Source organism: Nocardiopsis sp. LDBS0036 (genome assembly GCF_041228755.1).
In the GTDB taxonomy this organism is placed as follows: Bacteria; Actinomycetota; Actinomycetes; order Streptosporangiales; family Streptosporangiaceae; genus Nocardiopsis; species Nocardiopsis dassonvillei.
Map to the genome: position 1 here is coordinate 3,897,012 of NZ_CP141103.1, position 25,855 is coordinate 3,922,866.

20 protein-coding genes are annotated in these 25,855 nt (G+C 72.7%); 3 read left to right on the forward strand and 17 right to left on the reverse strand.

Annotated elements, in window-relative coordinates; all coding sequences use genetic code 11:
- Window positions 1–11: 11 nt before the first annotated feature.
- The 8 genes from UIS43_RS16470 to UIS43_RS16505 all read right to left on the reverse strand — a co-directional run bounded on the left by UIS43_RS16470 (window position 12) and on the right by UIS43_RS16505 (window position 9,902).
- Complete coding sequence (locus UIS43_RS16470) at window positions 12–347, reverse strand: DUF6507 family protein (protein WP_013155569.1); 336 nt, start codon at window positions 345–347, stop codon at window positions 12–14.
- On the reverse strand, window positions 344–661 hold the full coding sequence (locus tag UIS43_RS16475) for a cell envelope biogenesis protein TolA (RefSeq protein ID WP_370010697.1): 318 nt from the start codon (window positions 659–661) through the stop codon (window positions 344–346). The genes UIS43_RS16470 and UIS43_RS16475 overlap by 4 nt, the downstream gene beginning before the upstream one ends.
- A 236-nt stretch (window positions 662–897) precedes the next feature.
- A complete protein-coding gene (locus tag UIS43_RS16480) occupies window positions 898–2,319 on the reverse strand; it encodes a DUF6177 family protein (protein WP_370010700.1) in 1,422 nt (473 codons plus the stop codon).
- A 60-nt stretch (window positions 2,320–2,379) separates the two neighbouring features.
- Entirely contained in the window at window positions 2,380–3,552 is a 1,173-nt protein-coding gene (locus UIS43_RS16485; RefSeq protein ID WP_013155572.1) for a VWA domain-containing protein, read from the reverse strand.
- On the reverse strand, window positions 3,549–6,044 hold the full coding sequence (locus UIS43_RS16490) for a DUF5682 family protein (protein WP_071623005.1): 2,496 nt from the start codon (window positions 6,042–6,044) through the stop codon (window positions 3,549–3,551). Before UIS43_RS16490 ends, UIS43_RS16485 begins: the two co-directional genes overlap by 4 nt.
- A complete protein-coding gene (locus UIS43_RS16495; protein WP_013155574.1) occupies window positions 6,044–7,159 on the reverse strand; it encodes an AAA family ATPase in 1,116 nt (371 codons plus the stop codon). Before UIS43_RS16495 ends, UIS43_RS16490 begins: the two co-directional genes overlap by 1 nt.
- Window positions 7,156–8,658: a DUF5691 domain-containing protein gene (locus tag UIS43_RS16500; RefSeq protein ID WP_358171932.1), complete on the reverse strand. Its 1,503-nt coding sequence runs from the start codon at window positions 8,656–8,658 to the stop codon at window positions 7,156–7,158. Before UIS43_RS16500 ends, UIS43_RS16495 begins: the two co-directional genes overlap by 4 nt.
- Window positions 8,655–9,902, reverse strand: coding sequence for an SWIM zinc finger family protein (locus UIS43_RS16505; RefSeq protein WP_013155576.1), 1,248 nt, complete (start codon window positions 9,900–9,902; stop codon window positions 8,655–8,657). Before UIS43_RS16505 ends, UIS43_RS16500 begins: the two co-directional genes overlap by 4 nt.
- Window positions 9,903–10,289: 387 nt before the next feature.
- Between UIS43_RS16505 and UIS43_RS16510 the strand changes: the two genes are divergently transcribed.
- Window positions 10,290–11,633, forward strand: coding sequence for a cytochrome P450 (locus UIS43_RS16510; RefSeq protein ID WP_370010704.1), 1,344 nt, complete (start codon window positions 10,290–10,292; stop codon window positions 11,631–11,633).
- Between the two features lie 237 nt (window positions 11,634–11,870).
- Here UIS43_RS16510 and UIS43_RS16515 read toward each other — a convergent pair whose 3' ends face one another.
- Both UIS43_RS16515 and UIS43_RS16520 read right to left on the reverse strand, forming a co-directional pair.
- Window positions 11,871–12,836: a TIGR03557 family F420-dependent LLM class oxidoreductase gene (locus tag UIS43_RS16515; RefSeq protein ID WP_013155578.1), complete on the reverse strand. Its 966-nt coding sequence runs from the start codon at window positions 12,834–12,836 to the stop codon at window positions 11,871–11,873.
- Between the two features lie 55 nt (window positions 12,837–12,891).
- Window positions 12,892–15,000: a catalase gene (locus tag UIS43_RS16520; RefSeq protein ID WP_370010706.1), complete on the reverse strand. Its 2,109-nt coding sequence runs from the start codon at window positions 14,998–15,000 to the stop codon at window positions 12,892–12,894.
- Window positions 15,001–15,287: 287 nt separating this feature from the next.
- On the opposite strand from UIS43_RS16520, the gene UIS43_RS16525 reads away from it, so the two are divergent.
- On the forward strand, window positions 15,288–16,142 hold the full coding sequence (locus tag UIS43_RS16525) for an SDR family oxidoreductase (protein ID WP_013155580.1): 855 nt from the start codon (window positions 15,288–15,290) through the stop codon (window positions 16,140–16,142).
- A gap of 233 nt (window positions 16,143–16,375) precedes the next feature.
- Here the strand turns inward: UIS43_RS16525 and UIS43_RS16530 are convergent, their stop codons facing one another.
- A complete protein-coding gene (locus tag UIS43_RS16530) occupies window positions 16,376–16,786 on the reverse strand; it encodes a ChaB family protein (protein WP_174547560.1) in 411 nt (136 codons plus the stop codon).
- A 438-nt stretch (window positions 16,787–17,224) separates the two neighbouring features.
- On the opposite strand from UIS43_RS16530, the gene UIS43_RS16535 reads away from it, so the two are divergent.
- Window positions 17,225–18,160 carry an alpha/beta hydrolase family protein gene (locus UIS43_RS16535; protein ID WP_370010709.1) on the forward strand — a complete coding sequence of 312 codons (936 nt, stop codon included), beginning with the start codon at window positions 17,225–17,227 and terminating at the stop codon, window positions 18,158–18,160.
- Between the two features lie 506 nt (window positions 18,161–18,666).
- On the opposite strand, the gene UIS43_RS16540 is transcribed toward UIS43_RS16535, so the two are convergent.
- From UIS43_RS16540 to UIS43_RS16565, 6 genes are all read right to left on the reverse strand, one after another.
- Complete coding sequence (locus UIS43_RS16540) at window positions 18,667–19,962, reverse strand: DUF222 domain-containing protein (protein ID WP_370010711.1); 1,296 nt, start codon at window positions 19,960–19,962, stop codon at window positions 18,667–18,669.
- 864 nt (window positions 19,963–20,826) lie between these two features.
- The gene (locus UIS43_RS16545; protein ID WP_013155584.1) at window positions 20,827–22,152 is read right to left on the reverse strand and encodes an ABC transporter substrate-binding protein; all 1,326 of its coding nucleotides are present in this window, start codon (window positions 22,150–22,152) and stop codon (window positions 20,827–20,829) included.
- Window positions 22,153–22,217: 65 nt separating this feature from the next.
- Window positions 22,218–23,309, reverse strand: coding sequence for a branched-chain amino acid ABC transporter permease (locus UIS43_RS16550; protein ID WP_370010714.1), 1,092 nt, complete (start codon window positions 23,307–23,309; stop codon window positions 22,218–22,220).
- A gap of 2 nt (window positions 23,310–23,311) precedes the next feature.
- Entirely contained in the window at window positions 23,312–24,163 is an 852-nt protein-coding gene (locus UIS43_RS16555; RefSeq protein ID WP_013155586.1) for a branched-chain amino acid ABC transporter permease, read from the reverse strand.
- 12 nt (window positions 24,164–24,175) lie between these two features.
- Window positions 24,176–24,895 carry an ABC transporter ATP-binding protein gene (locus UIS43_RS16560; protein WP_370010716.1) on the reverse strand — a complete coding sequence of 240 codons (720 nt, stop codon included), beginning with the start codon at window positions 24,893–24,895 and terminating at the stop codon, window positions 24,176–24,178.
- Window positions 24,892–25,794 (reverse strand): ABC transporter ATP-binding protein, encoded by a 903-nt coding sequence (locus UIS43_RS16565; protein ID WP_013155588.1) that lies wholly within the window; start codon window positions 25,792–25,794, stop codon window positions 24,892–24,894. Before UIS43_RS16565 ends, UIS43_RS16560 begins: the two co-directional genes overlap by 4 nt.
- Window positions 25,795–25,855: the final 61 nt, after the last annotated feature.

The window sequence follows — 25,855 nt, forward strand, 5'->3', positions numbered from 1 at the left end:
GGCGCGTCGGGTCAGAGGTCGAGGTTCTCGCCGGTGCCCGCCTGGCTCTGGGCTTCGGCGGCCATCTCCTCCTGGCCCTGGTTGTAGGCCAGCGTGGCGTCGTTGGCGCCCTGCAGGCACGACAGGGCGCGGGTGAACATGGCGTCGGTCTCGCCGGTGAAGTGCTCGAAGAACCCGGACAGGGCGGCCTCCACGGGCGGGCTCTTGGCGTTGGTCAGCGCCATCTCGATCCCGTCGGCGGTGGAGTCGATGGTGTCGGAGAACCCGCCTCCTTCGAGACCGAGCTGGTCGCCCAGGTCACCCAGGACCAGCGAGACCCCGTAGACGTCGATGTTCCACCGGCTCATCGGCTCTCCTTTCCGGGGGTGTCAGCGGCGAACCGGTGCGCGTGGAACAGCGCCCCGGCCCCGGCCTCCGGGGCTTCGGCGGCGTGAACGCGGGCCTCGGCCGTGCTCTGCTCCGCGACGCGGGCCCGCAGCAGCTCCAGCGAGGCGCGCACGCCCTCGACCGCCCTGGCCCTGCGTTCCCGCACGGGCCTAGGGAAGGCCGCGTCCGGCTCCTTGAGGACCACGATCCCGTCGGTGGGCGCCGGGTCCCGCGGTCCGGCGACAGCGGCGTTCCCGTCCGACTCGTCCGACGGCTCCACCAGTTCGAACTTCATCCGGTCGCTGCCCTCCCTCGTCGACTCCGCGGTCCGCCTGGCGGACTCCAACAGCAGTATGCGCGTATGGAGTGACGTTCCACGATCGGTCCCGGTTCCGCGGGAGACCCCGCTCCGGCGGTGGTCAGGCGCGGGGTCACCGGCCGAGCCGAGCGGAACACGCAGGTGGGAACAGTGAAAGTGACGTGCGTCACTACCGCTCCGGAAAAGGGCGACGGGACTCCCCCAGGAAAGGCTCAGCCCCTCTTCGCGGAGGCCGCGAACAGGTACTCCGTCTGCCTCCGCATGAGGTCCAGGGCGCGCAGGGGCGCCACCGCGTCCTCCACCACCGGGTACCAGACCGCCCGGGCCCCGTCCGCGCCGACGAGCGTGCCCGGGATCGGCCCCGCCTGGGCGCGGCCGGTCCCGATCCGGCGCAGCCGGTCCGGCCCGACCGCGAGCCCGACCGGGACCGCGGGCCCCGCCCACACCGGCGCGTAGGTGACATCGGCGCGCCCGGGGACGCGGCGTACGCGCAACCCGTCCAGCAGCCCCTCGGCCGCCAACGCCTCCACCAGGGCCGGAAACGCGTCGGAGGGCACGGCGTCCCCGTTCTCGAACCCGGCCACCACCGACACCCGCTCCAGGACCCTGCTCCCGCGCCGGGCCAGGTGGAGCTGTCCGGCGAAGGGGCGCCCCCCGCCCAGCGGACCCGACAGGTACAGGATCGAGGGCCTGGATCCGCGTTCACGCACGTGACCGGCCATCCGGTCGCGGTCCCAGGCCATGAGCGCGGGCTCGTGCGGACCCCACGCCGACGGCGCGGTCCCCGCCACGTGCTCGGAGACGACCTCCGCCACGCGGCCCAGGTCCGGGGTGAAGGGGTCGCCGTGGAGCACGGACACGTCCACCACGATCTGCGTTCCGGCGCTCTCGGTGTCGTCCGCGAGGAACCCCGAAACCGGCTCGGCGTCCGGATGCCCGGCCGCCCACGCCAGCCCGGCCGGTTCCCTGTCCGCGCGGAACCCCTGCTCGTCGTCCCAGCGCACGGGCAGGCCGGTGATGCCGTCGTAGTGGCCGCCGTCCTCGCCCCGCACCACCCAGCGCCCCAGCGTCCCGGCCGCGAAGGTGCGTACCGCGTAGGTCAGACGGGCGGTGGGCGGGGTGAGCACCTGGAGCGTCCTCTCCCCGACGTGCGTGGCCACCGCGTCGCTGAGCCAGGACGAGAACGGCACCACCGCCCGGTCCTGGGCGACCAGGAGCGCCCCGGTCGCGGTGCGTTCGACCGCCGGGTGCTCCGACTCCTCCCACAGCCCGAAGTCGGCCCGCCCCGAGGTCCACACCGCCCCGCCGAGCCGCAGCGCGAGCCCGTCGGCGAACCGGTGCGCCACCTCCCGCCCCCGCTCGTCGGGGCGGGCGCGCGTCTCCACCCACCAGAAGGTCTCCGGCAGGCCCGCCACGACCTCCGGCCCCAGCAGGCGCACGACCGCGTCCGAACGCTCCACCGGCTGTCCGGGTTCGAGGGTGGCCAGCAGGTGGTCGTCCCCGTCGCGGATCTGCAGGACACGGGTGTCGCCGTGCCAGTGCAGCCGCAGCTCGGGGTCCACTCCTCCCAGGGCGTGGACGACCGCCTTCTCGTCGGGCTCGTCGGCGACCAGGGCCACCACGTCGTAGCTCAACGGCTCTCCTGAGGGGGGTCGGGGGGCGGGCGGGGACCGCCACGGCCCCGCCCGCCCGGATCAGGCGTCCTGGTGCTTCTCGACCCAGGACGTGAGGGGTTGCCCCTGGATGGCCGCCGCCATCAGCTCGGGGAACATGTCGGGGGTGCAGGCGAACGCGGGCACCCCCATCTCGGCGAGCGCGGACGCGTTCTGTCGATCGTAGAACGGCGCGCCCTCGTCCGACAGCGCCAGCAGCACCACCACCTGGACCCCGGCCGCCTGCATCGCGGCCACCCTCCTCAGCATCTCCGCTCGGACACCGCCCTCGTACAGGTCGCTGATCAGCACGAAGACCGAGTCGTTCGGCTTGGTGATGAGCCCCTGGCAGTAGGCGATGGCCTTGTTGATGTGCGTGCCGCCGCCCAGCTGCGTGCCGAACAGCACCTCGACCGGATCGGTCAGCTGCTCGGTCAGGTCCACCACCGCGGTGTCGAACACGACCAGCGACGTGCGCAGGGTCTTCATCGAGGCCAGCACCGCGCCGAACACGCTCGCGTAGACCACCGAGGAGGCCATCGAACCGCTCTGGTCGATCGCCAGCACCACGTCCTTCTGCACGCCCCGGCTGCGGCGGCCGTACCCCACCAGGGTCTGCGGCACGATCGTGTTGTGCTCGGGCAGGTAGTGGGCCAGGTTGCGGCGGATGGTGGCGTTCCAGTCGATGTCGGCCACCCGGCGCGGCCGGTGGGTGCGGGACGACCGGTCGATCGCCCCCTGCACCAGGGACCGCGTCTTCTGCGCCACGCGCCGCTCCAGGTCGTCCACCACGCGGCGCACCACCGCGCGGGCCGACTCGCGGGCCTGGTCGGGCATCACCCGGTTGAGGGACAGCAGGGTCCCCACCAGGTGCACGTCCGGCTCGACGGCCTCCATCATCTCCGGCTCCAGGAGGAGCTGGTGCAGCCCCAGCCGGTCCATGGCGTCCTTCTGCATCACCTGCACCACGGAGGACGGGAAGTACTCGCGGATGTCGCCCAGCCAGCGCGCCACGCGGGGGGCCGAGCCGCCGAGCCCGGCGGAGCGCTGGGCGCTGGTCCTGCCGGGGCCGACGCTGTCGTAGAGCGCCTCCAGGGCCCCGTCCATCCCCTGGTCGGCGGCGCTGAGGCCGGAGGCGCCGACCCCGCCGGAGCACTGCGCCTCCCGGCCCAGCACGAGCCTCCAGCGGCGCTCCCGCTCGTCCACGGCGTTCATGTGCGCACCTTTCCGTCGGTGAGGATGGCCAGCGCGGTGGCCAGGGCCGGGGCCGCGCGCCGGGTGTCCACGTCCACGCGGGCCGGGGCGGCCCGGTCGGCGGCGGGCGCCGTCCCGAGCCGCAGGGCGGCCGAGCCGATCTCCTGGCGCTCGGGGCCGTTGAAGGCCCCGAAGGTGCGCCGCAGCAGCGGCAGCACCGCGGTGAAGCGCTCCTCGGGCAGGGAGAGCAGCCAGGTGTCGATCAGCCCGAGCAGCCGGTCGTCGTGCACCAGGATCAGCCCGCTGCCCTGGAGGAACCCCTCCAGCCAGGCCGCGGCCGAGGCGGGTTCGACGCCCGGGGACATCGCCAAACCGAGGCGGCGGCGCAGTTCGTCGGCGTCCACGAGCCCGGAGTCGGACAGGATCCGGTTGACCCGGCCGGCGATGCGGCCGGGCAGGGTGTCGCGTACGGCCAGGGCGGTCAGGGCCGCCGTCCAGGCCTGGGCGCCCTCCCCGCCGAGGAGGGTGGCGGCGCCCTGCGTGGCGTCGATCTGCCGGACGAACCGCTCCGCAGCGTCGTCGTCCAGGCCGTGCACGGCCGGTGCCAGCCCGACGCACACCCGTCGCAGGATCTGCTCGGCCACCGTGCTCAGGTAGGCGCTGTCGGTGCCGCGCACGTCCCCGTAGCGGGCGGAGCGGGCCAGCGGCGGCAGCGCCTCCATCAGGTGGGTGACGTCGCTGTCGGTGGCCGCGCGGTCGGTGAGCAGGGACAGCACGCGGGGCAGGGCCCCGCCCAGGTCCGCGAACAGGCACTGCTCGGTGAGGGAGGTCAGCGCGGGCAGGGCCGCGTCCTCGGCGAGGTCGGCCACCCGGGCCGTGGCCGCCGAGGCGACGGTGGTGCCCCACCGGCTGGCCTCGATCAGCGCCACGTCCATGTCGGGGTCCCAGCGCAGCCGCCACGACTCCCGGAAGGTGCCCTTCTGCCCTCCGTCGGGGGTGCGCGGAACGCCCCACTCGACGCCGAGCAGCCGCAGCCGGTGCAGCAGCACGCTGCGTTCGCGCTGGCTGTCCTTGCGCAGGTCCAGGTCGAGGTCGCTGTCGAAGGGCTCGGCCTTGAGCCGCAGGCGCTTGCGGATCGCGATGAGGTCGCGCTGGAGCGGGACCATGGGCGTGGACGGGGGCACCGAGCCCATCCGCTCGCCGACGGCCATCCGGCGGTGGACGAGGGCGGCCCGGGTGGGCTCGCCCTCGCACAGGACGGCCGTGAGCGCCTCGGCCACCTCGTCGAGTCCGGCGAGCGGCCGCCCGCGCAGCACGGCGAGGCTCTCGGCCAGCCGCACGCCCTCGATGACGTGGGACGAGGACACCGCCAGCCCCTCCTCGCGGAGCATGCGGGCGGCGTCGGTCAGCCACCGGTGCACCGGGAGGTCGGGCGCGGTGAACAGGTGGTGGTACCAGCCGGGGGCGGCGACCCCGGCGCCGTAACCGCTGGAGGCGGCCAGGCGCCCGTGGGTCCAGGGCACCCAGGTGGCGGTGACCTTCGCCTTGGGCAGGCCCTTGAGCAGGGCGGTGTCGTCCTTGACCGAGTAGTCGGCCAGGTCGCGCAGGGCGGGGGCGTGCCAGGCGCCGCAGACCACGGCGATCCGCTCGTGGCCCTCCTTGAGGGTGGCGCGCAGGGTCTGGCGCATGTACGCCTCCCGGCGCGCGTCGCGCTCCGTCTCGGGGCCGGACTCGGCGCGGACGGCGGCCATGGCGTCGGCGATCGCCGGGAACGGGGAGGGCTCCCCGTCCCGGCGCTGCTCGATGACGTCGTCCCACCAGCGCTCGGCGTCGTCGTAGCCCGCCGCCTCGGCGAGCACCCCCAGGGGGTCCAGCCGGATCCGCTCCGGCTCGCCGACCTCGCCGCCGTCCGTCCCGTCAGCGGCCTCCGGGGTCCCGGCCCCGTCGGTCCCGCCGCTTCCCTCTGCCGCGACAGCCGCACCGGCTCCGGCCGCCTCGGGGTTCCCGGCAGCCTCCTCGGCCCCCGGGTCCTCTGAGTCACCCTCCGTGCGGGCGCTCTCCTCCTCGGCCCGGCGCCGCTCCTCGGCCTCGGCGACGCGCTCGGCCAGGGTGTTCGCGGCGGGCAGGTCGCAAAAGCGCACCCGCACGTCGTTCTCCACCGCGTAGCGCAGGGCCTCCCACTCGGGGGAGAAGCTGGCGAAGGGCCAGAACGCCCACCCGTCGCCCTCCGCCACCCTCAACGGTCGCGCTCCGCGCGCAGTCTTTTCCTTACCGTCACCCGCTCTCGGTTCGTCCCCCTTGGGGGTGTCGGCGAGGTAGGCCAGCAGCGCCACCGGCGGCTCCAGCTCGCCCACCAGCGAGGTGAGGGCGTCCGCCTCCGGCGGTCCCTCGATCAGCACGGCGTCGGGTTTGATCTCCTCCAGCGCCGCCCGGACGGCCCGGGCCGACCCCGGGCCGTGGTGCCGCACGCCCAGGACGTGCAGCCCGCTCGTGTCCAGTCGGGGCCGACCCATCAGGCGCCCACCTCGCGGCAGGCGCGGTAGAACTCGCCCCAGCCGTCGCGCCCGCGCGCGACGGTCTCCAGGTACTCGCGCCACACCACGCCGTCGGACACCCGGTCCTGGACGACGGCGCCCTGGATGCCCGCGGCCACGTCGGCCGGGCGCAGCTGCCCGTCGCCGAAGTGGGCGGCCAGCGCGATGCCGTTGGTGATCACCGAGATCGCCTCGGCGGTGCTCAGCGTGCCGCTGGGCGACTTGACCTTGGTGCCGTTGTCCTCGGTCACCCCCGAGCGCAGCTCACGGAAGACGGTGACCACCCGCCGGATCTCGGTGAGGCTGGTGGGCACCTCGGGCAGGTCCAGGGCGCGGCCGAGCTGCTCCACCCGCTGGGTGACGATGCGGACCTCGTCCTCGGCGCTGTCGGGGACGGGCAGCACCACGGTGTTGAACCGGCGGCGCAGCGCGCTGGACAGGTCGTTGACGCCGCGGTCGCGGTCGTTGGCGGTGGCGATGATGTTGAAGCCGCGCTGGGCCTGCACCTCGACGCCCAGCTCGGCCACCGGCAGGGCCTTCTCCGACAGCACGGTGATGAGGCCGTCCTGCACGTCGGAGGGCATGCGGGTGAGCTCCTCGATGCGACCGATGGAGCCGCGCGACATGGCGGTCATCACCGGGCTGGGCACGAGGGCCGCCTCGGAGGGGCCCTCGGCGAGCAGCCGGGCGTAGTTCCAGCCGTAGCGGACGGCCTCCTCGGAGGTTCCGGCGGTGCCCTGGACGAGCAGCGTGGAGTCGCCGGAGATCGCGGCGGCCAGGTGTTCGGACAGCCAGGTCTTGGCGGTGCCGGGGACGCCGATGAGCAGCAGGGCGCGGTCGGTGGCCAGGGTGGCCACGGCGACCTCGACGACGCGGCGGGCGCCGATGTACTTGGCGCTGATCTCGGTGCCGTCGGACAGGGTGGTGCCCAGCAGGTACTGGGTGACCGCCCACGGGGAGAGCTTCCAGCCCGGGGGCCGCTGCCGGTCGTCGGCCTTGGCCAGCGCCTCCAGCTCGGCGGCGTAGGTCTGCTCCGCGTGCGGGCGCAGGGCCTGGGCGGCGTCGGTGCCGATGGAGGGGGTGGAGGTGGTCAACTGAGCTCCCTGTGCATGTCGAGTCGGAACCGGAGGGTGTCCCGGAGCCGGAGGTAGGCGTCGCCGGAGGCGTCGTTGTACGGAGGGGTCTGGTGGAGGTCGGTGAGGTGCCCGGGGGGCATGTGCACGGCCGCGGCCTCGCAGAGCAGCCGGTAGCCGTGGTAGTCCTTCTTGCGGTCCTTGGCGTGCAGGCGCGCGACGACCCGCGCGCTCAGCTCGGGGGTCCAGGGGCCGGGCGTGTCGCGGAGCTGCTCGCCCCAGCGGTTGAGGGAGGCCTTGTCGGTCAGGACGCCGTCGGCGTACGCGCAGCGCTCCTCGACCGGCAGCAGTTCCAGCAGCCTGCTCGTCTGGAACCCCGGTCCCGTGCCCCGCGAACCGAGGAACTCCAGGACGGCCCTGGCCCACTCCACGTTCCGCTGGACGACGACGGCGTTGACCAGGGCGCCCACCAGACGGGCGTTCTGCACGGCCTCCCGGTTCGCCGCCTCGAAGATGTCGGCGGGTTCGGCGCCCAGCAGCCCGGGCCACACGTCCAGCGGCGCGTGGGTGAGCAGCGCCCACAGCCGCTCGGCCCGCTCGTGCGCGTTCTCGTCGTCCTTGGAGGGCGCGGCCAGCGCCAGGTCGCGGTGGACGGCGGCGTCGCGGGTGCGGACGGGGTCCACCCACAGGGCGCCGTCCTCCCTGAGCGAGGCGTGCGCGCGGACGTGACCGCGCAGCCGCTCGGCGTGCGCGCTGTCGGGCAGCCGGGTGAGCAGGGACAGCGCGATCCCGCGCACGTTGGCGCTGCGGTCGTCCAGAGCCCGGTCGAGGAAGTCCGCGTCCGCCGGGCCGAGCCCGGTGGCGAAGGTCTCCAGCAGGCGGCGGCGCAGGTCCGCCTTGGCCAGGTTGGTCCAGACGGCGGCCAGCAGCTCGCGGGCGCGGTCGGGGTCGGTGGCGCGCAGCGCGGCGAGCGCGCGGCGGCGCTCTCCCGGGGTGCCGCAGCCCCAGTCGCGCTCGCTGAACCGGTCGGCGTGGACCGACTCGGCCAGCATGTAGGACCAGGCGGGGTTGAGCCCGGCCAGCCAGTGGCCGCGTGTGCCGACCGCGGCCGCGAGCGCGGGGCGCAGCTCGCTGTCGCGGGCGCCCTGGTCGAGGAGGGCGGGAACGCTGGAGTGCGCGACGCGCCGCCCCGAGGCGGCCACCAGCTCCAGCCACTCGGGGAGGAGTTCGGTCCGTCCCGTGAGGATGTCCTCCAGCCGGTTGGTGGCGGCCTGTCCGGTCTCGGGGCGCTCGTCCTCGGCGCCGGGCTCGACGGGCTCGACGCCGGTGACGGGGGTGTACCCGGCGGCGCGGCGGACGGCGATCAGGGCCGCCCGGTCCAGGAGGGCGACGGAGTCCTCGTCCTCGGGGGTGGGGGGCAGGTCGGGGGTGTCGGGGACGGAGCGCTTGGAGGTGCCGACCAGGGCCGTGGAGACCAGGCGGTCCCAGGAGTCCACGGCGGCGAGGGGGTCGGGGGTCACAGGGAGACCGCCTTTCCGTTCCGGTCCCACACGGTGATGGGGGTGAGTCCCGTCGCGGGCGACCACTCGGCGGCGACGGTGGAGGGGTGGCCGCCGGTGACCGCGAGGAGGCGCCAGGGCTCGGGGGAGGCCAGGGGCAGCGCGTGGCCCTCGGTGTCGGTGAGGTACCACCGGCCGTCGTGGGCGGGGGCGGCGCGGTCGAGCACGACCGGCCAGGTGTCGCGCCAGGGGTCCTCGGCGAGGGAGGCGGCGAAGGCGTCGAGGGCCTGCGTGACCGTACCGCCCTCGGGCGGGGCCGCCTCGGTCGTGGTGCCGTCGCCGACGGGGGCGACCCGGTGGCCGTCGGGGTAGAAGGCGAACTCGGCCTCCACGTCGGTGCCGGCCCGGAAGGGGGTGGTGGGCGCCTGGCCGGATCGGGCGAAGGCCAGGTACAGGGCCACGCGCCCGGTCGCGGTGCCGCGCAGCCACAGGCGGCGCACGCGCATGTCGGCTTCGAGGGCGGGGGCGTCGTGCCAGCCCAGGACCCGCCAGGTGTCGCGGACGCGCTCACCGCCGGCGAGGACGTCCTCGGCCTTGACGGTGATGCCCACCCGGGAGCGGACGGCGCCGCGGACGCGCTCGTCGAGGGCGTCGCCCGCCCGGTAGCCGTTGACCAGCAGGTGGAGGAGGCCGAGCCGTTCGAGCATCCGCTCGGGCCAGCTGTCCCCGCGCGCCGCGGAGGGCAGCTGGGAGACGAGGGAGGCCGCGCCGCCCGCCTTGGCGTCCACGAGCCGCTTGGCCATGCGGTCCCAGTGGTCGTAGCCGTGCTTGGGCACCTCGGCCAGCCCGGTGTCGACCTGGTCGCGCAGCCAGAGGCCGAGTTCGTCGACCCCGGCCCGGACCGCCTCCTCCCTCCTGCGCAGGGTCGCGGCCGCCCGTTCGGGGTCGGCGGGGGCCGCCGGGCTGTTGGCCTTCTCCTGGCGGGCGGCCCTTCCGGAGAGCCACTTGGCCACCCACTCGGGCCGCTCCTCCCGGTCGGCCACGCTGTCCTGGGTCCACAGGGCCAGCAGGCCCAGGACGTGCTTGCAGGGAATCTTGCGGCTGGGGCAGCTGCACTTGTAGGCGGTCCCGCCCGCGCCGTCCAGGTGGACGGCGGCCAGGTAGGGCTTGGAACCGCTGCCCTTGCACTCGCCCCAGACGGCGGAGGTGCCGCCGGAGGGGGCGGCGACCGCTCCGCGCTCGGGCCAGGACGACTCCTTGGCCACCTTCAGGGCGGCCTTGCGGGAGGAGGCGTCCGGAGCCAGAGCCCATACGTCGTCGGTACTCCATCGATCGCTCACACAGAGAACACTACGGACTCCCTATGACAAAAAGCGGCCTTTTCGAACCTTCTTGCGAACGCCCGTGGAACTGTCGCATCCCCGTGGCAGACTCCGGCCGCGGAGCGGCTCCGCCCGGCGCGCGACCCCGGGTTCCGGCGCTCGGGAGCCCCAGAAAAAGTGCGCCTTAATACCATTTACCACTAATACGCGAGCGCCCTTTCTCCGCCGTGTTGAAAAAAGAGCGCGGCCCCTTCTACAATGAGCGATCCCGCTTCTCCCCTCCGTCACCGCACCGGCACACCATCTCCCCGAAGAGAAGGACTCGGTTCGTTGACGACCACACGGCTGTACGGCACCACACCCGCCACCGGACGCGACGGCCTCTGGGCCGCGCTGCGCGAACGCCACGGACCCGTGGCCCCGGTCGAACTGGAGACCGGCGTACGGGCCTGGCTTCTGCTGGGCTACCACGAGAACCTCGCCGTGTTACAGAACCAGCACCTCTTCTCGCGCGACACCCGCCGCTGGCGCGAGGTGGTCGAGGGGCGCGTCGACCTCGCCTGCGCCCGGCCCGCGCTGTCCTGGCGCCCCAACGCCCTGTACGCCGACGGGGCCGAGCACACCCGGCTGCGCTCGGCCATCGCGGACAGCCTGGCCAGGGTGGACATGAACGCCACCGCCCGCACGATCCGGCGGATCGCCGACGAACTCATCGACTCCTTCGTCGCCGACGGCAGGGCCGACCTCATCTCCGAGTACGCCAACCCCCTGCCCGTGCTCGTGGTCAACAGCCTGTACGGGCTCTCCGACAGCTACGGGTACATGCTGGGCGACCTCACGTCCATCGTCTTCAGCGAGAACGCCGAACGCGCCGAGGACGCCGTCGGCCGCATCCACCAGTACTTCTCCGAACTGGTGGCCCGCAAGCGCAGGATCCCCGGTCAGGACCTGGTGTCGTGGATGCTGGAGCACCCCGCGGGGCTGAGCGACCACGAGGTCGCGCACCAGGCCGCGCTCATCAACAATTCGAGCCACCAGACCACCACACACCTCATCGGTAACACGATGCGCACTCTGTTCACCGACGAGGCGGTCCGCGCCGCCTACACGGACGCGCAGATGACCGTCCACGAACTGCTCGACCACGTGATGTGGACCGACACGCCCTTCCAGATCCTGCCCGCCCGGATCGCCCTCCAGGACATGCGCATCGGCGACGTCGACATCCGCGCGGGCGACGCCCTGCTGATCGGCTTCGACGCCGCCCACCGCGATCCGGCCGTCCACTCCGACCAGGCGGGGGGCAGCCGGGCCCACCTGATGTTCGGCGCCGGGCCGCACGCCTGTCCGGCCCGCGAACTGGCCCGGCTGACCGCCACGATCGCGGTCACCGCGCTCCAGGAGCGCCTGGGCGGGCTCCGGCTCGCCGTGGAGCCGGAGGACCTGCGCTGGGTCCCGTCGCCGTTCCTGCGGGGGTTGCGCGAACTCCCGGTGGTCTTCACCCCGGGCGAGCCCCTCGCCCTCGGCCCCCGGGAGGGCGCCGGAAGGGGCGGCTCCGGAGGGGACGGGCAGTCGGAGGCCGGGGCGCGCGGGGGGAGCCGGGGCGACAGCGACGAGGGCCACGAGGACGACCTCCTCAGCCGTCTGCTCGCCTGGTGGCGCGGACGGAGTTGACCCCGCCGCGGCGTCGGGTCCTGGCGTCGGCGGCGCGGGCGCGAGCACCGCGCCCCGCGCGGCGCTCCGTCGAGCCCGTGCGCGACCCGGGCCGCGTCCACGTGGTGCCCGGACCACGAGGGCCTCCACGGAAGCGCGGAGGGAGCCGTGTTCGTCCACGACTCCCTCCGCGGGTACGCCCGGTCCGTGTGAGGGGCCCGGCCCCGGACGGCGCCCGTCCAGCGGGCACCGCCGGGGCTAACCGGCGCCCATCGCCCGGATCGGTCCGGCCAGCTCCCGCTCGAAGAAGCCGAAGAACCCCTCCGGGTCGGGTCCGGCGTTGATCAGGCACAGGTGGTCGAACCCCGCGGAGGCGAACTCCCGCACCACCTCCAGGTGCCGGTCCGGGTCCGGCCCGTACGCGAAGACGTCGCGCATCGCGTCCCTGCCGATCAGGGCGGTGGCCGCCTCGAAGTTCACCGGGTTGGGCAGTTCGGCCTGCACCTTCCACCCGGTGAGCGCGAAGCGGAACAGCTCGCGCGCCGACTCCAGGGCGTCGCCCTCGTTGGTCGCCCACGCCAGCGGCACCTCGGCGTAGCGGGGGCCGGAGCCGCCGTTGTCCTCGTAGACCCGGTTGAGCGCCTTGCTCGGCTCGGTGCAGAACAGTCCGTCACCCGACTCGGCGGCCAGCAGGGCGGCCTCCTCGCCGCCCGCGGCCACGACGATCGGCGGCGCCTCCTCGGGCAGGTCGAAGACCCGGGCGTCCTCCAGGGTCAGGTATTTGCCGTCGTAGGAGTGGTAGCCGCCCGACCACAGCAGGCGGATGATCTGGATCGCCTCGCGCAGCATCTCGTGGCGCCGGGTGGCGTTGGGCCACCCCTGGCCCACCACGTGCTCGTTGAGGCGCTCCCCCGACCCCAGTCCGAGCGTGAACCGCCCCTCGGACAGGATGGCCGTGGTGGCCGCCGCCTGCGCGACGATCGCCGGGTGCACCCGCAGGATCGGGCATGTGACACCGGTGGCCAGCTCGACGCTGTCGGTGCGTTCGGCGATGGCGGCGAGCATCGACCACACGAACCCGGAGTGGCCGTGGCTGTACAGCCACGGGTGGAAGTGGTCGCTGATCTCCACGAAGTCGAACCCGGCCTGTTCGGCGCGGACCGCCTGCTCCACGATCTCGCGGGGGCCGAAACCCTCGGCGAAGAGCTTGTAGCCCACCTTCATCGCGTCTGTTCTCCCTTCACTCCGTCTTCGCTACGTGTCAGTCGCTCCCCCGCCGTCAGGCGGGCACGGACGCCGTCGGCCGGTCCCAGAACCGGTGCCCGCCCAGCAGCCTCGTGAACTCGGCGACGCCGTCCTCACCCGCGTCCGGCGAGGCGACCACGCCCAGTTCCACCCGCAGGGCGTCCACGGGCCCGGTCAGCTCCTCCGGCAGCGGCGGGGCGAGCAGCTCCGTCCCCGCGCCGACCGCGGCCACCGGCTTGTGGTGCTTGTACGCCTCCAGCACGAAGTGCCGCGCGAGCCCGTCGCCCGCCAGCGTCCGTGCGGCGTCGGGACCGCCGGTCACCACGACCGCGTCGTAGAGCACCGAGGAGACGGTCGGGTAGGCCCGGTCGACGGTCACGACGCCGCCCCGCGAGGTGCGGACCGCGCCGTCGGCGGCCGCGAGGAGTTCGACCACGGCACCGGCCCCGATCAGGGGCTCGCGGAACGCGTCGACGGCGGCCTCGTCCACGCCGTCCGCGACCAGGACGGCCACCTTGCGGCCGACGACGGAGCCGAACGCCGTGTTGAGCTGGCTCAGGGCGGGCGAGGAGCGGCCGTGGTTGGGCGTGGCCTCCCGCTCCGGCGGCTCGACGCCGATCCCCTCCGCGACCCGGACGGACAGCCCGTGGTCCACGTGGTTGAGGTTGGCCACCACCCGCTGGCGCACCTCCAGCTCCTCGCACTTGCCCAGCTCGAAGCGGAAGGCCTCCACCACGTGCTCGCGCTCCCAGTCGGCGAGGCTGTTGTAGAAGAGCGTGGCCTGGGAGTAGTGGTCGGCGAAGCTCTCGCTGCGGACCCGGATCTTGTCGCCCTCGACCTTCTCCGTGTAGTGGCGGTAGACGCCCTCCCCGTGCGCCAGGGCCGGGCAGCCGCCGCCCAGGCTGTTGGGGTGGTAGGAGGTCCCGCCCCGGTGCACGCGGTGCTGGGCGAAGCCGTCCCGCTGGTTGTTGCTCACCGGGGCCACCGGACGGTTGATCGGGATCTGCTGGAAGTTGGAGCCGCCGAGGCGCAGCAGCTGGGTGTCCAGGTAGGAGAAGTTGCGGGCCTGGAGCAGCGGATCGTTGGTGAAGTCGATGCCCGGGACCACGTTGGCGGTGTGGAAGGCCACCTGCTCCGTCTCCGCGAAGAAGTTGTCCGGGTTCCGGTTCAGGGTCAGCTTTCCGATCGGACGGACCGGAACCTGCTCCTCGGGGATGATCTTGGTGGCGTCCAGCAGGTCGAAGTCGAAGGCGTGCTCGTCCTCCTCCGGCACCAGCTGCACGCCCAGCTCCCACTCCGGGTACTGGCCGCGCTCGATGGCCTCCCACAGGTCGCGCCGGTTGAAGTCGGGGTCCTTGCCCTGGACGCGCTGCGCCTCGTCCCAGACCAGCGAGTGCGTGCCGAGCAGGGGCCTCCAGTGGAACTTGACGAAGGTGCCCCGGCCCTCGGCGCTGACGAACCGGAACGTGTGGACGCCGAAGCCCTGCATCGTCCGGTAGCTGCGCGGGATCGCCCGGTCCGACATCAGCCACATCATCATGTGCGTGGTCTCGGGCTGCAGGCCCACGAAGTCCCAGAGGGTGTCGTGCGCGGACTGCGCCTGGGGGATCTCGTTGTGGGGCTCGGGCTTGACCGCGTGGACGAAGTCGGGGAACTTGACGCCGTCCTGGATGAAGAAGACCGGCATGTTGTTGCCGACGAGGTCGTAGTTGCCCTCCTCGGTGTAGAACTTCACCGCGAACCCGCGCACGTCGCGCACCGTGTCGGCGGATCCGCGCGACCCGGCGACCGTGGAGAAGCGGACGAAGACCGGCGTGGTGACGTCGGGGCCGCTCAGGAAGTGGGCCGCGGTCAGCTCGGAGAGCCCCTCGTAGGGGCGGAAGTGGCCGTAGGCGCCCGCGCCGCGCGCGTGCACCACCCGTTCGGGGATCCGCTCGTGGTCGAAGTGGGTGATCTTCTCCCGGGCGTGGAAGTCCTCCAGCAGTGTGGGGCCGCGCGCCCCGGCCCGGAGCGAGTTGTCGGTGTCGCCCACCCGGACGCCGGTCTCGGTGGTCAGGGGCTGGTCGGAGTCGGTCCTGACCGCGTCGAGCTGGCGGTCCTTGGCGTCGCGCCCCTCGCTTCCCCCACGTCCTTCAGTGCTCACAGCAGGCCTCCGTCGATCTGCGGGTACCACGTGCCGGGGTCTCCCCCCGGTTCCACCTGACCGACGCCCGTTCGGGGCAAACGTCGTTGACCGCCTTTTGGAGCGGCGTTCACCGCGGTGCCGTCCGGGCCGGGACGACCCGCGCCGGGCCCGAGTCAGCGGGGGCGAACGGGGTAGGGGCGGGCACGCGGAAGGACCGCCCGGGCACGCCCGGGCGCACAGCGCGGGACGCCCCGGACGGATTCCGGGCCGGGCCCGCGGAACCGAAACGACAGGGGGAGACGACCATGTCCGAGACTTCGCCTCCGGCGCAGAGCCAGCCCTACCCCGGCCGGACCGAGCCGATGGATCCGCAGCCCAGGGACGAGATGCGCGGCTACGAGGGCCGCGGCCTGCTGAAGGGGAAGCGGGCGCTGATCACCGGGGCCGACTCCGGGATCGGCCGCGCCGTCGCCGTGGCCTTCGCCAAGGAGGGGGCCGACATCGTCTTCGGCTACCTCAGCGAGGACGCCGACGCCCAGCACACGGTGGGGCTGGTCCAGGAGCAGGGGCGCAAGGCGGTGGGCGTACGCGGCGACCTGGCCGACGAGTCCTTCTGCGCCCACCTGGTGAACCGCGCGGTCGAGGAGCTGGGCGGGATCGACATCCTGGTCGAGCACGCCGCGACCCAGGCGCCGGTGGACGACTTCACCGACCTGAGCACCGAGCAGCTGCGCCGCACGTTCGACGTCAACGTGATGGGGGTGTTCTGGACCGTCCGCGAGGCGCTGGAGCACATCCCCGAGGGCGGTTCGATCATCATCACGGGGTCCATCAACGGCCTGCGCGGCAACAAGTCGCTGATCGACTACGCGTCCAGCAAGGCCGCGGTGATGAACCTGTCGCACTCGCTGGCGCAGACGCTCATGGACCGGGGCATCCGGGTCAACTGCGTGGCCCCCGGTCCGGTGTGGACGCCGCTCATCCCCTCCACGCTGGGGGAGAAGGGCGCGGAGGGCTTCGGCAAGCAGTCGCCCATGGGACGGGCCGCGGACCCGGACGAGATCGCGCCCTCCTACGTCTTCTTCGCCAGCGAACGGCTGTCGTCGTACTACACCGGCGAGACCCTGGCCCCGACCGGCGGGGAGATCCAGGCGAGCTGAGCCGGGGGAGGGGGCGGGGCCGCGGTTCCCGTCCCCTCCCACGCCCGGCGGCCAGGGGGGGCGGCCACGGGCCCGGGGGGCGCTGGCGCCCGGCTGGTCCGCCCGGCTCGCCCGCCCTCCCCGCACGTGCCTTCACGACGTGTGCCTTCCCAACGCAGGAAGAAGCCCCTCCCGGATGGAGCTCGGGAGGGGCTGCCTGGGATGAGCCGACGGCGTGTCCGGCCGGGATGGCGTCAGGAGCGCGCCTTGGCGGTGCGGCGGTCGTTCTCCTTGCGCAGCGCCTCGACCAACTGGTCCTTGTTCATGTTCGAGCGCCCCTGGACGCCGAGCTTCTTCGCCTGCTCGTAGAGGTGCTCCTTGCTGGCGTTGGCGTCCACTCCCCCGGCGGTCTTCTTGTCCTTACCGCGTCCGCGCGCGGCCTTGGGGTTGGACGCCTGCTCGTCCGAGGGGCCCGAGCGCTGCTTGGGCACCCAGCGGTCGCCCTGCTTCTCGAATTCGTGCTTGACCGCCGCGAAGGCGACGCGGTGTGCGCGCTCGCCCTCCCCGTACTCCTCCACAGCGGAGTCGTGCGCCTTGATCCAGGTGCGTTGGGCCTTCTTCGGAGACCGCTGGAGGGTCGACGGAAGTTCGCTTGCACCGGGCATGGTCATCACTCCCTCGTCGTGCGCCTACACGGTCCGCCTGCCCGGGGAGGGACCGCCAAAACACCGCGGCCCGCCGGTGCGGCGAGGGGTCGGGACGCCGGTGCTACGGGAACCGGTGCCCCGAGGGCACCACGAGCGCACCCGGGTCACCGGGTGGCCGCACGTCCCCCTCTCCCCCCGCGAGCTGGGCTCCGTCACTACTGGTGATTCAACGGATGCACGTTTACCGAAACGACACCATAGTGAATCCACGGCCGAAGGGAGCCGGTCACCCGGCCCCCTCCTCCGCCACCGAGAGGCGGGGCGGCCACCGCCGACCACTGCGGGTGCCCATATGGTTACCTTACGGTAATGTCGGCTTTCCCCCCACGGGAGACCCTTGGTCCGCGAACACCGCGAGGTGCGCGGATTCCCGCTGCACGAGAAAAAGGAAAAACCGTGCGAACATACCCCCTTTCCCCCGAAGAGACCGACGGCGCACAACACGGCCCCCGCTCCCGCGTGGCCCGGTTCGCCGCCCGCGCGGGTATGACCCTGGCGCTCACCGCCGGGCTGACCGGCGTCGTCGTCTCCCCGGCCCAGGCCGCCAACCCGTACGAGCGCGGCCCCGCGCCGACCGAGTCGAGCGTCACCGCCGAGGAGGGCTACTTCGACACCGACGAAGAGAGCGTGTCCTCGCTGGTGAGCGGGTTCGGCGGCGGCACGATCTACTACCCCACCGACACCAGCGAGGGAACGTTCGGCGGCGTCGTCATCGCGCCCGGCTACACGGCGAGCCAGTCCTCGATGGCGTGGATGGGCCACCGGATCGCCTCGCAGGGCTTCGTGGTGTTCACGATCGACACCAACACCCGCTACGACCAGCCCGACAGCCGGGGACGCCAGATCGAGGCCGCCCTGGACTACCTGGTCGACGACAGCGACGTGTCCGACCAGGTGGACGGCGACCGCCTGGCCGTCATGGGCCACTCGATGGGCGGCGGCGGCACGCTCGCGGCCGCCGAGGACCGGCCGGAGTTGCGCGCGGCGATTCCGCTGACCCCCTGGCACCTCCGGAAGGACTGGTCGGACGTCGAGGTGCCCACGATGATCATCGGCGCGGAGAACGACAGCATCGCGTCGGTCAACTCGCACTCCATCCCGTTCTACGAGAGCCTGGACGGCGACCTGGAGCGCGCCTACCTGGAGCTGGAGGGCGCGAGCCACTTCGCGCCCAACCTCTCCAACACGATCATCGCCAGGTACAGCATCTCCTGGCTCAAGCGCTTCGTCGACGAGGACGAGCGCTACGAGCAGTTCCTGTGCCCGCCGCCCGACACCGGGTTCTTCTCCGACTTCTCGGACTACCGGGACTCCTGCCCGCACATCACCTGACCCCGCACCGGCGCCGCGGGGCCGCTCCGGCCCCGTGGTCTCCGGAACCGCGACACGGCGGCGGCCCGGCGGACCCTCCCCCGGGCCGCCGCCCGTGTGTTCGGGCAGGAAGGCCGTCCTCACCGACGAGCACGGACGGGAACACCGTCCACGGGCTCCGGTCAACGCGCAAGCCGAGGGTGGTGTCGTTGGCGGTGGTTGTGGCTGTGGCGGCACCAAAGGCGGCGGGTGTCCGGGGACTCCGATCAACGCCCTGGTTGCGGGTGGTGGCCGAAGGCAGCGGCACCAGCTGCCGCGAAGTGGCCCGGGAGGGTGACCAACGGTCGGCCTTCGCGCGTGGTGGAGCTCTGCTGCGTTGGCACCAAAGGCAGCGGGGCTGTCGGGCCTCGGGCAGCGGTACCGGCCCCCGGGGCGGGGGCGGGCGACGGTGGCAGCGACCACGGTGGGCACGGGGCCCGGGCTGCCTGTCGGGCGCGGGCATGCCGGGGACCGGCACGACCCGGGGGTCATTCCCGGAGTGGGGGAACCGGAATCCTGGCGGGCGGATGGTGCCGTTCCCGCTGTCGGTGTGTGCGCAGTTCGCGTTGGTACTTGGCCCGGTTGTGCGGCCCGCACAACGGTTGCAGGTTGGCGACCACGGTGCGCCCTCCTCGGGAGAACGACTGCACGTGGTCGGCCTGGCACAACGCCACCGGTACCTCACATCCGCCCGGGTGGGCGCAGGTGGCGTGTCCGTGGAAGGCGGCGGTGCGTTGGCGGGTTGAGGCCAGGCGGCGGCTGTGGCCCACATCCAACACCTGCCCGGTGGGCGGGGCGGTGAGCATCCGCACCACCTCAGAATCGGCGGCCAGTTCGTGCACCAGCCCGACCGGAATCACTCGACCGTGCTTGTCCAACGCGGGCCTTTCCTGACCCTGAGCGTCCAGGTAGGTCTGCACGGGCACCACGATGCGGATCTGCGCCAACGGAGCCGGAGCGTTGTCACATCCGGTGTGGGTGGTGGCGAAACGCAGCGCCGCGATGAGCGCGTCGTGCTCACGCTGGGACCGGGACCGGGTGTCGTCCTCGCTGGGTGGGGTGGTGAAGGTGTCGATGGCCGCGCGCACGACCAACGCATCCCCAGACCCACCCCAGGCCTGGAGTTGGTAGCTGCCCTGGAACGTGTCATGGACCGTCAGTCCACGGGCGGCATGGGCGGCTTCGTGGTCGCGGTCCAGGCGGTGGGGGTCCAAACGGTAGGCGACCTGGCGGGCCACCGACTGGAGCTGGTTGACCGACAACGCAGGCCGCTCCGCCTTGGCCGCCACCAGAGCCGCTTCGAACCCCTCCCGGTACTCCCCCTCATCGGGAAAGTGGTCCTCATCGCGGGTCTGGACGGCCTTGTCAGTGGCCTTGGCGATCGCCACCGCCTCACCCAACACCACCCTGCCCTCAGCTACTGCTTGGGCAGTGGCGGGCAACGTCTCCTCCTGCACGTGCTGGGCCAAACGAGCCAAATCCTTGGCCTGGGCAGTGGGGACCTTGCAGCGATGGGTGATCCACTTGTCCAACGTGCTGTAGCCGCTGTAACGGGCGACCTCACCACGTGCGTACAGGCGCGCCATCTGTGCCAACGCCTGATAGCGGATCTGGTCCAGCTGCGCCCACAGCGCCGCGATCTCCTCAGCGGCGGCCTCGTCGGCCCCGGGTGGCACCTCGGCGTTCAACGCCTGGTGGATGATCTCGCGCGCACCGGCCAGCGCGGCCACGGCCGGGGAACATTCCCCGGGGGCCGCCTCGGGCGCTGCGGTCGTCATCTCCATGCTTCTTATTATAGGCCAGCGTCCGCCATTTCTCCACTATTCACAGCATCAATGGCTGACTTTCTTTCCGGAGACTGCTTTTGCTTCTTCTGCCACAATTAGACCGGACTCAAAAGGCGTCCGAAAATGTGGCCCAGAATGTCACCTTAGCCTTGGCGCGATCGTCGCCCGCGCTGACCACGGGGGCCGGGGTCGTTGCCCGAGGCTGGAGGGCCTGCTTGCCGTTGGTGCCGACGCAGCAGAGCCCGGCCATCCGTACACCCTGGGCGTTGGTCGCCCTCCGGTGGCCGCTCACGCCTTTGGTGCCGCTGTTCGTCCGATGCCCAACCCTTCACCGGCCCCGACCGCTCTCCGCCGTCCGTACCCTTTCGCGGCAGCTGGCGCGCTTTCGTTGCCGCCAGAAACCCCCGACAGGAATGGCGTAGGGAGGGGCCCTGAAGACGGCCCCTCCCTACCCCTCAATTCATTACCCCCGTTGAGCACAGGGCGCTTAAGGGCACACCAAAACCTCCGTGGGTGGGATCCCCCCTATTTCCAGGAAACCATCCCCAGCCCACCCGCGACCAGCCCCGATGTGCGCCTGTGGAAAACGCGGCCTTACAAAGACCGCCCCACTCATGGAGAGCACCGACCCGCAGTGACCATCCACTCGCGGAGACCACCGATTCGCAGTGACCACCGATCCGCAGTGACCACCGTCCCGCGGGGACCACCACTCTCCGAACCCATCCGAGTTCCTCCGAGTTCCTCCGAGTTCCTCCGGACCCATCCGAGTCCCTCCGAACCCACCCGGGCCCGTCCAAGTCCATCGGACTCATCCGAAACCATCCGAACCCGTCCGGACCCATCCAGACCCATCCGAGCTCAGTCGTGGAAGACCAGCTCGTCCGGGCCGAGGGCCGTGAAGTCGGCCTCCTCGATGGGGCCGCCCTCGCGGTCGGTCACACGGGGCTCCTGGACCATCTCGATGCTGCCGCCCGACTCGTACCGGACGACGTAGACGCCCTGGTGGCCGCCGTGGTCACCGTCTCCGGAGGCGAAGGGGACGGGGCTGGGGCCCTGCCACTCCTGGGACTCCAGGGCGTCGACGAGCGACTGGCGGGTGAGGTCCTCGCCCGCCGACCTGAGAGCCTGGGCGAACATGACGGCCTGGGTCATGCCGAAGACGTGCGTGTTGGTGATCGTGCCGCCCTCCCCGTACTCCTCGTACACGTCGATGAAGAACCGGGCCCACTCGTCGTCCTCGTCCTCCACGCGCGGCATGTAGCTCGTGATGAGCATGCCTTCGAGGAACTCGTCGGCGGGCACGCCCTCGGCGTCGGTGTCCTGCGTGAACTCCGCCAGCAGGCCCTGGAGGGTGGCGGTGTCGCCGCCGATGCTGGAGACCACCCACTGGGGCTCATAGCCGATGCTGGCCGCCTCCAGCATGCCGAGCGCGACGAACGCCGGGATGCAGGAGCACACGACCACCTCGGCCCCGGTGCGCTCCAGTTCGGCGATCTGGGCGCTGAGGTCGGGCACCTCGGACTCGTAGTGCTCCCGGGCCACGACCTCGTCGCCGAGGTACTGGTCGAGCCCGGTCTGGGAGTCCTCGCCGACGTCGTCGTTCTGGAACAGGTAGCCGACGCTCTGGTCGGGGAAGTTCGCCGCGATGTACTCGCCCTGGATCTTCGCCTCCTTGGTGTAGTCGGTCTGCCAGCCGTAGGTCAGCGGGTGCTCGTCGGGGTTGTTCCACGCCAGGGCGCCCGAGGACGGGAAGACGTCGGGCACGCCCTCCTCGTTGAGGTAGTCGAGGACGCTGCTGTGCGTGGGCGTGCCCAGACCGCCCACCATCGCGAAGATCTCGTCCTCGATGACCAGCTGCCGGGTCACGTCGATCGTCCGCGCGGGGTCGTAGGCGTCGTCCTCGACCCGGTAGTCGATCTCGCGCCCGTTCACGCCGCCCTGGGCGTTGACGTACTCGAACACGGCGCGGGCGCCCTGGGAGACCGCGAGGTAGCCGGGGGCCGCGGGCCCGGTCAGGGGCTGGTGGGAGCCGATGACGACGGCGTCGTCGGTGACGCCGGTGGAGACGTTCAGGTCGACCTCGGAGCCCTCGGTGACCTCACCGGCGCCGGTGCAGGCCGTCGCCAGCATCGTCAGGGCCAGGGAGGCCGCCAGGGCGGCCCGGGTTCCGCTGCGGTTGCGCATGGGGTTCTCCTTCTCGGGGGGTGGGGGGTGGAGCGGTGCCGGGCGGGCGGGCGCCCCGGCACCGACTAGCGGGGTCCGGACCCGGCGGGTCCGAGGCGTGCGGTCAGGCGCTGGAGCGCGCCGTGGATTCCCAGGGGCCAGAAGCGCAGGACGAGGATGAGGACCACTCCGAAGAACACGATCGGGAGGTTGTTCTCCGCGTCGCGGCTCAGGCCCAGGGCTCCGGCCAGGTCGGAGACCCAGACCTCCAGGTAGACGATGGCGACCGCGGCCCACAGCGCACCCCACAGGCTGCCGATGCCGCCCAGGACGAGGGCCGCGAGCAGGGTCAGCGACAGCGCGAGGGTGAAGGTGCTGGGGGTCGCGGTGCCGAGCACGTAGGCCTGGAGACCGCCCGCGAGGCCGCCCGTCGCCGAGGCGATGACGAACGCGACCACCTTCGTCGTGCCGACCGGGATCCCGGCCATGGCGGCCGCGGTCTCGTCGTCGCGGATGGCGCGCATGCGGCGGCCCAGGCGGCCGGTGGAGACGGTGGCCAGCACGGCCAGGCCGATCACCACGGCGGTCCACACGACCAGGGCCTTCCACTCGCTGTCGGTGACCAGGCCCTGGAGGAGGGGCGGCGCGCCCGCCGTGCGGATGTTGAGGCCGTTGCTGCCGCCGAGGAGCTCGTGGTAGCGGTGGGTGAGCCCGGGCAGGCCGACCGCGAGGATGAGGGTGGCCCCCGCCAGGTAGGGGCCGTGCAGGCGTGCCGTGGCCGCGCCGACCGCGATCCCGGCGACGGCGGAGGCCCCCGCGATGAGCAGCAGGTTCACCGCCAGGGGGAGCATGGGCTGGTACAGGACCAGCAGAGCCATCGTGTAGGCGCCGATCATCATGAACGCGCCGTGGCCGAGGGACACCTGGCCGCTGCCGCCGACGAGCAGTTGCAGCCCGGCGACGGCCAGCATGGTGTAGCCGACGGCGGCCACGCGCAGCGCCGTGAGGTCTCCGGTGGCCAGCAGCAGCGCGGTGACGGCGGCGAGTCCGAGGCCGGCCAGGAGCAGGTGGCGCAGCGGCGCGGGCAGCGCGCGCCACCGGCCGCCGGAGGCGGCGGACGGGTTCGGGGGGTGGGGGGCGGCGGCGCGCTCCGCGCGCTGCCGGGTGGGTGAGGGCATCGCTACACCTTTCGCGCGGCCGGGCGGGACAGGATGCCGTCGGGGCGCACGCTCAGCACCGCGACGACGATGACGAGGGCGGCGAGGGTGGCCAGCTCGGGCCCGGCGTAGCCGGACACGTAGGACATACCGAGGCCGATGAGCATCCCCCCGAGGACGGCGCCGAACGGGTTGTCCAGGCCGCCGATGACGGCGGCGGTGATGCCGTAGACGAACACGGCGTCGAACACGTTCGGGGAGATGAACGGCGGTCCGGCGAGCATGCCCGCCAGGGCGCCGATGAAGGAGGCGATCGCCCACCCCGCGGTGAGCATCAGGCCCACCCGCACGCCGCTGAGCCGGGCGGCCTCGGGGTGGAAGGCGGCGGCGCGCATGCGCAGGCCCAGGGGGGTGAACCGGTACAGGGCGAACAGGAGCAGCGCGACGGCTCCGACCGACACCAGGGCGAACACGTTGGCGGGCGAGAAGCGGCCCACGTAGCTGAACGCGTAGCCGAACCCGTGCTGCTCGTTGCCCCAGACCATCCCGACCAGCCCCTGGACGACCAGGAGGAGGCCGAGGGTGACGATGATGGCGTTGAGCTGGGAGACGCGGGCGATGGGCCGGATGACGAACCGCTCGACCAGCGCGCCCGCGGCCAGGCCCGCGGTGAGCGCGGCGGCGAAGCCGAGCCAGTACGAGCCGGTGAGCTGGGTGACGGTGTAGGCCGTGTAGACCGCGACCAGGGCGAGCGCGGGCTGGGCGAAGTTCACCAGGCGGGTGGCCTGGTAGATGATCACCAGGGACAGCGCCAGCGCCGCGTAGGCCGCCCCGGACGCCAGCCCGTTGAGGGTCAGGTTGATGAAGTGGGTCATGCGGGGACTCCTCTAAAAGCCCAGGTAGGCGTGGCGCGTGCGGTCGTCGGAGAGCAGGTCGGCGGAGGCGCCCCCGACCGCGACGCGCCCCTGGTTGAGGACGAACCCGGTCTCGGTGACCGACAGCGCCCCGGCCGCGTTCTGCTCGACCAGGACGACGGTGAGCCCGGTGCGGTCGCGCAGGTCGCGCAGGAGGGTGAAGATCTGCCTGGTGACCAGGGGTGCGAGGCCCAATGAGGGCTCGTCGAGCAGCAGCACCCGGGGCCGGGCCATGAGGGCGCGGCCGATGGCGAGCATCTGGCGCTCGCCCCCGGAGAGGGTGCTGGCGGGCCTGGCGCGCCGCTCGGCCAGGGGTGGGAAGAGCTCCAGGACCTCGCCCATGGCGGAGTCGCGGCGGCGGTCGGACCGCCACAGCCCGCCCAGGCGCAGGTTCTCCTCGACGGTGAGTTCGACGATGACGCCGCCGCCCTCGGGGACGTGGGCGAGGCCGCGGGTGATGACCTTCTCGGCGGGCAGGCCGGTGATGTCCTCGCCGTCGAGCAGGACGCGCCCGGAGGCGGCCGGGTGGAGGCCGGTGAGGGTGCGCAGCAGGGTGGTCTTGCCCGCTCCATTGGCGCCGAGGACGGCGCACACGCCCTTGGCCGGGACGGTGAGGGACACGCGGTCCAGGGCGCGGACGGCTCCGTAGGAGGCGCTGAGCTCCTCGACGGTCAGCAGGGGCGGGGCGGTCATCGGGCGGCTCCGTTCGCGTCGCCGGGACCGGCGGCGGGGGTGTCCGTGGGGGCGGCGGCCGTGGCTCGGGCCGGGGTTCCCGTGTCCCGGCCGGGCGCGTCCGCGGGGGTGTCCTCGGGTGCGTCCGCGGGGGTGCCGAGGTAGGCCTGGGTGACGAGGGGGTCGGCCTGGACCTCGGCGGGGGTGCCGGTGGAGATGACCCGGCCGAAGTTCAGCACGACGATGTGGTCGCAGACCCGCATGACCAGGTCCATGTGGTGCTCGACGAGGACGACGGCCATGTCCCGGCTGAAGCCGCGGATCCGGTCGGCGAGGGCGTCGATCTGCGCTCCGGACAGCCCGCTGGCGGGTTCGTCGAGCAGGAGGAGTTCGGGTTCGCCGACGCAGGCGCGCGCGAGGGCGACCTGCTTCTGCACGCCGTAGGGCAGGGTGGCGGGCAGCCGGTGGGCGTGCTCGGCGACCCCGAAGCGCTCCAGGGCGGCCAGGGCGCGCCCGCGCAGCTCACGTTCGTCGCGGTGGTGCCGTCCCAGCCCGGTGAGCAGTGAGAACGGGCCTCCGGAGGCGAGGCGGTCGGCCCCGGCGACGACGTTGTCCAGGACCGTCATCATCGGGAAGAGGTTGAGGCCCTGGAAGGTCCGGGCGATACCGGCGCGGGCGAGGTGGTGGGGGCGGCGGCCGGGCGGCGGGGCGCCCTTCCAGGTGATGGTCCCGGCGGTGGGGCGCAGGACGCCGGACAGGACGTTGAACAGGGTGGTCTTGCCCGCTCCGTTGGGGCCGATGAGGCCGACGACGGACCCGGGCGCGACCCGGAGTCCGACGCCGTCGAGCGCGGTGAGGCCCCCGAAGCGCACGGTCACCCCGTCAGCGCTCAGGAGGTGCTCCGTTGCGGTCGTCGTCATGGGCTGCCTTTCTCTTCGACCGGAGGCGTACCGACCAGTTGGTATGAGGGGGGTGTCCGGC

Bases quoted from the DNA above. Each gene is read 5' to 3' on its own strand.
- UIS43_RS16485 (WP_013155572.1), bottom strand. From the start codon at position 3,552: ATGAACGCCGTGGACGAGCGGGAGCGCCGCTGGAGGCTCGTGCTGGGC.
- UIS43_RS16565 (WP_013155588.1), bottom strand. From the start codon at position 25,794: ATGACGACGACCGCAACGGAGCACCTCCTGAGCGCTGACGGGGTGACC.
- UIS43_RS16550 (WP_370010714.1), bottom strand. From the start codon at position 23,309: ATGCCCTCACCCACCCGGCAGCGCGCGGAGCGCGCCGCCGCCCCCCAC.
- UIS43_RS16525 (WP_013155580.1), top strand. From the start codon at position 15,288: ATGTCCGAGACTTCGCCTCCGGCGCAGAGCCAGCCCTACCCCGGCCGG.
- UIS43_RS16470 (WP_013155569.1), bottom strand. From the start codon at position 347: ATGAGCCGGTGGAACATCGACGTCTACGGGGTCTCGCTGGTCCTGGGT.
- UIS43_RS16540 (WP_370010711.1), bottom strand. From the start codon at position 19,962: ATGGAGATGACGACCGCAGCGCCCGAGGCGGCCCCCGGGGAATGTTCC.
- UIS43_RS16515 (WP_013155578.1), bottom strand. From the start codon at position 12,836: ATGAAGGTGGGCTACAAGCTCTTCGCCGAGGGTTTCGGCCCCCGCGAG.
- UIS43_RS16530 (WP_174547560.1), bottom strand. From the start codon at position 16,786: ATGCCCGGTGCAAGCGAACTTCCGTCGACCCTCCAGCGGTCTCCGAAG.
- UIS43_RS16490 (WP_071623005.1), bottom strand. From the start codon at position 6,044: ATGGGTCGGCCCCGACTGGACACGAGCGGGCTGCACGTCCTGGGCGTG.
- UIS43_RS16555 (WP_013155586.1), bottom strand. From the start codon at position 24,163: ATGACCCACTTCATCAACCTGACCCTCAACGGGCTGGCGTCCGGGGCG.
- UIS43_RS16545 (WP_013155584.1), bottom strand. From the start codon at position 22,152: ATGCGCAACCGCAGCGGAACCCGGGCCGCCCTGGCGGCCTCCCTGGCC.
- UIS43_RS16560 (WP_370010716.1), bottom strand. From the start codon at position 24,895: ATGACCGCCCCGCCCCTGCTGACCGTCGAGGAGCTCAGCGCCTCCTAC.
- UIS43_RS16475 (WP_370010697.1), bottom strand. From the start codon at position 661: ATGAAGTTCGAACTGGTGGAGCCGTCGGACGAGTCGGACGGGAACGCC.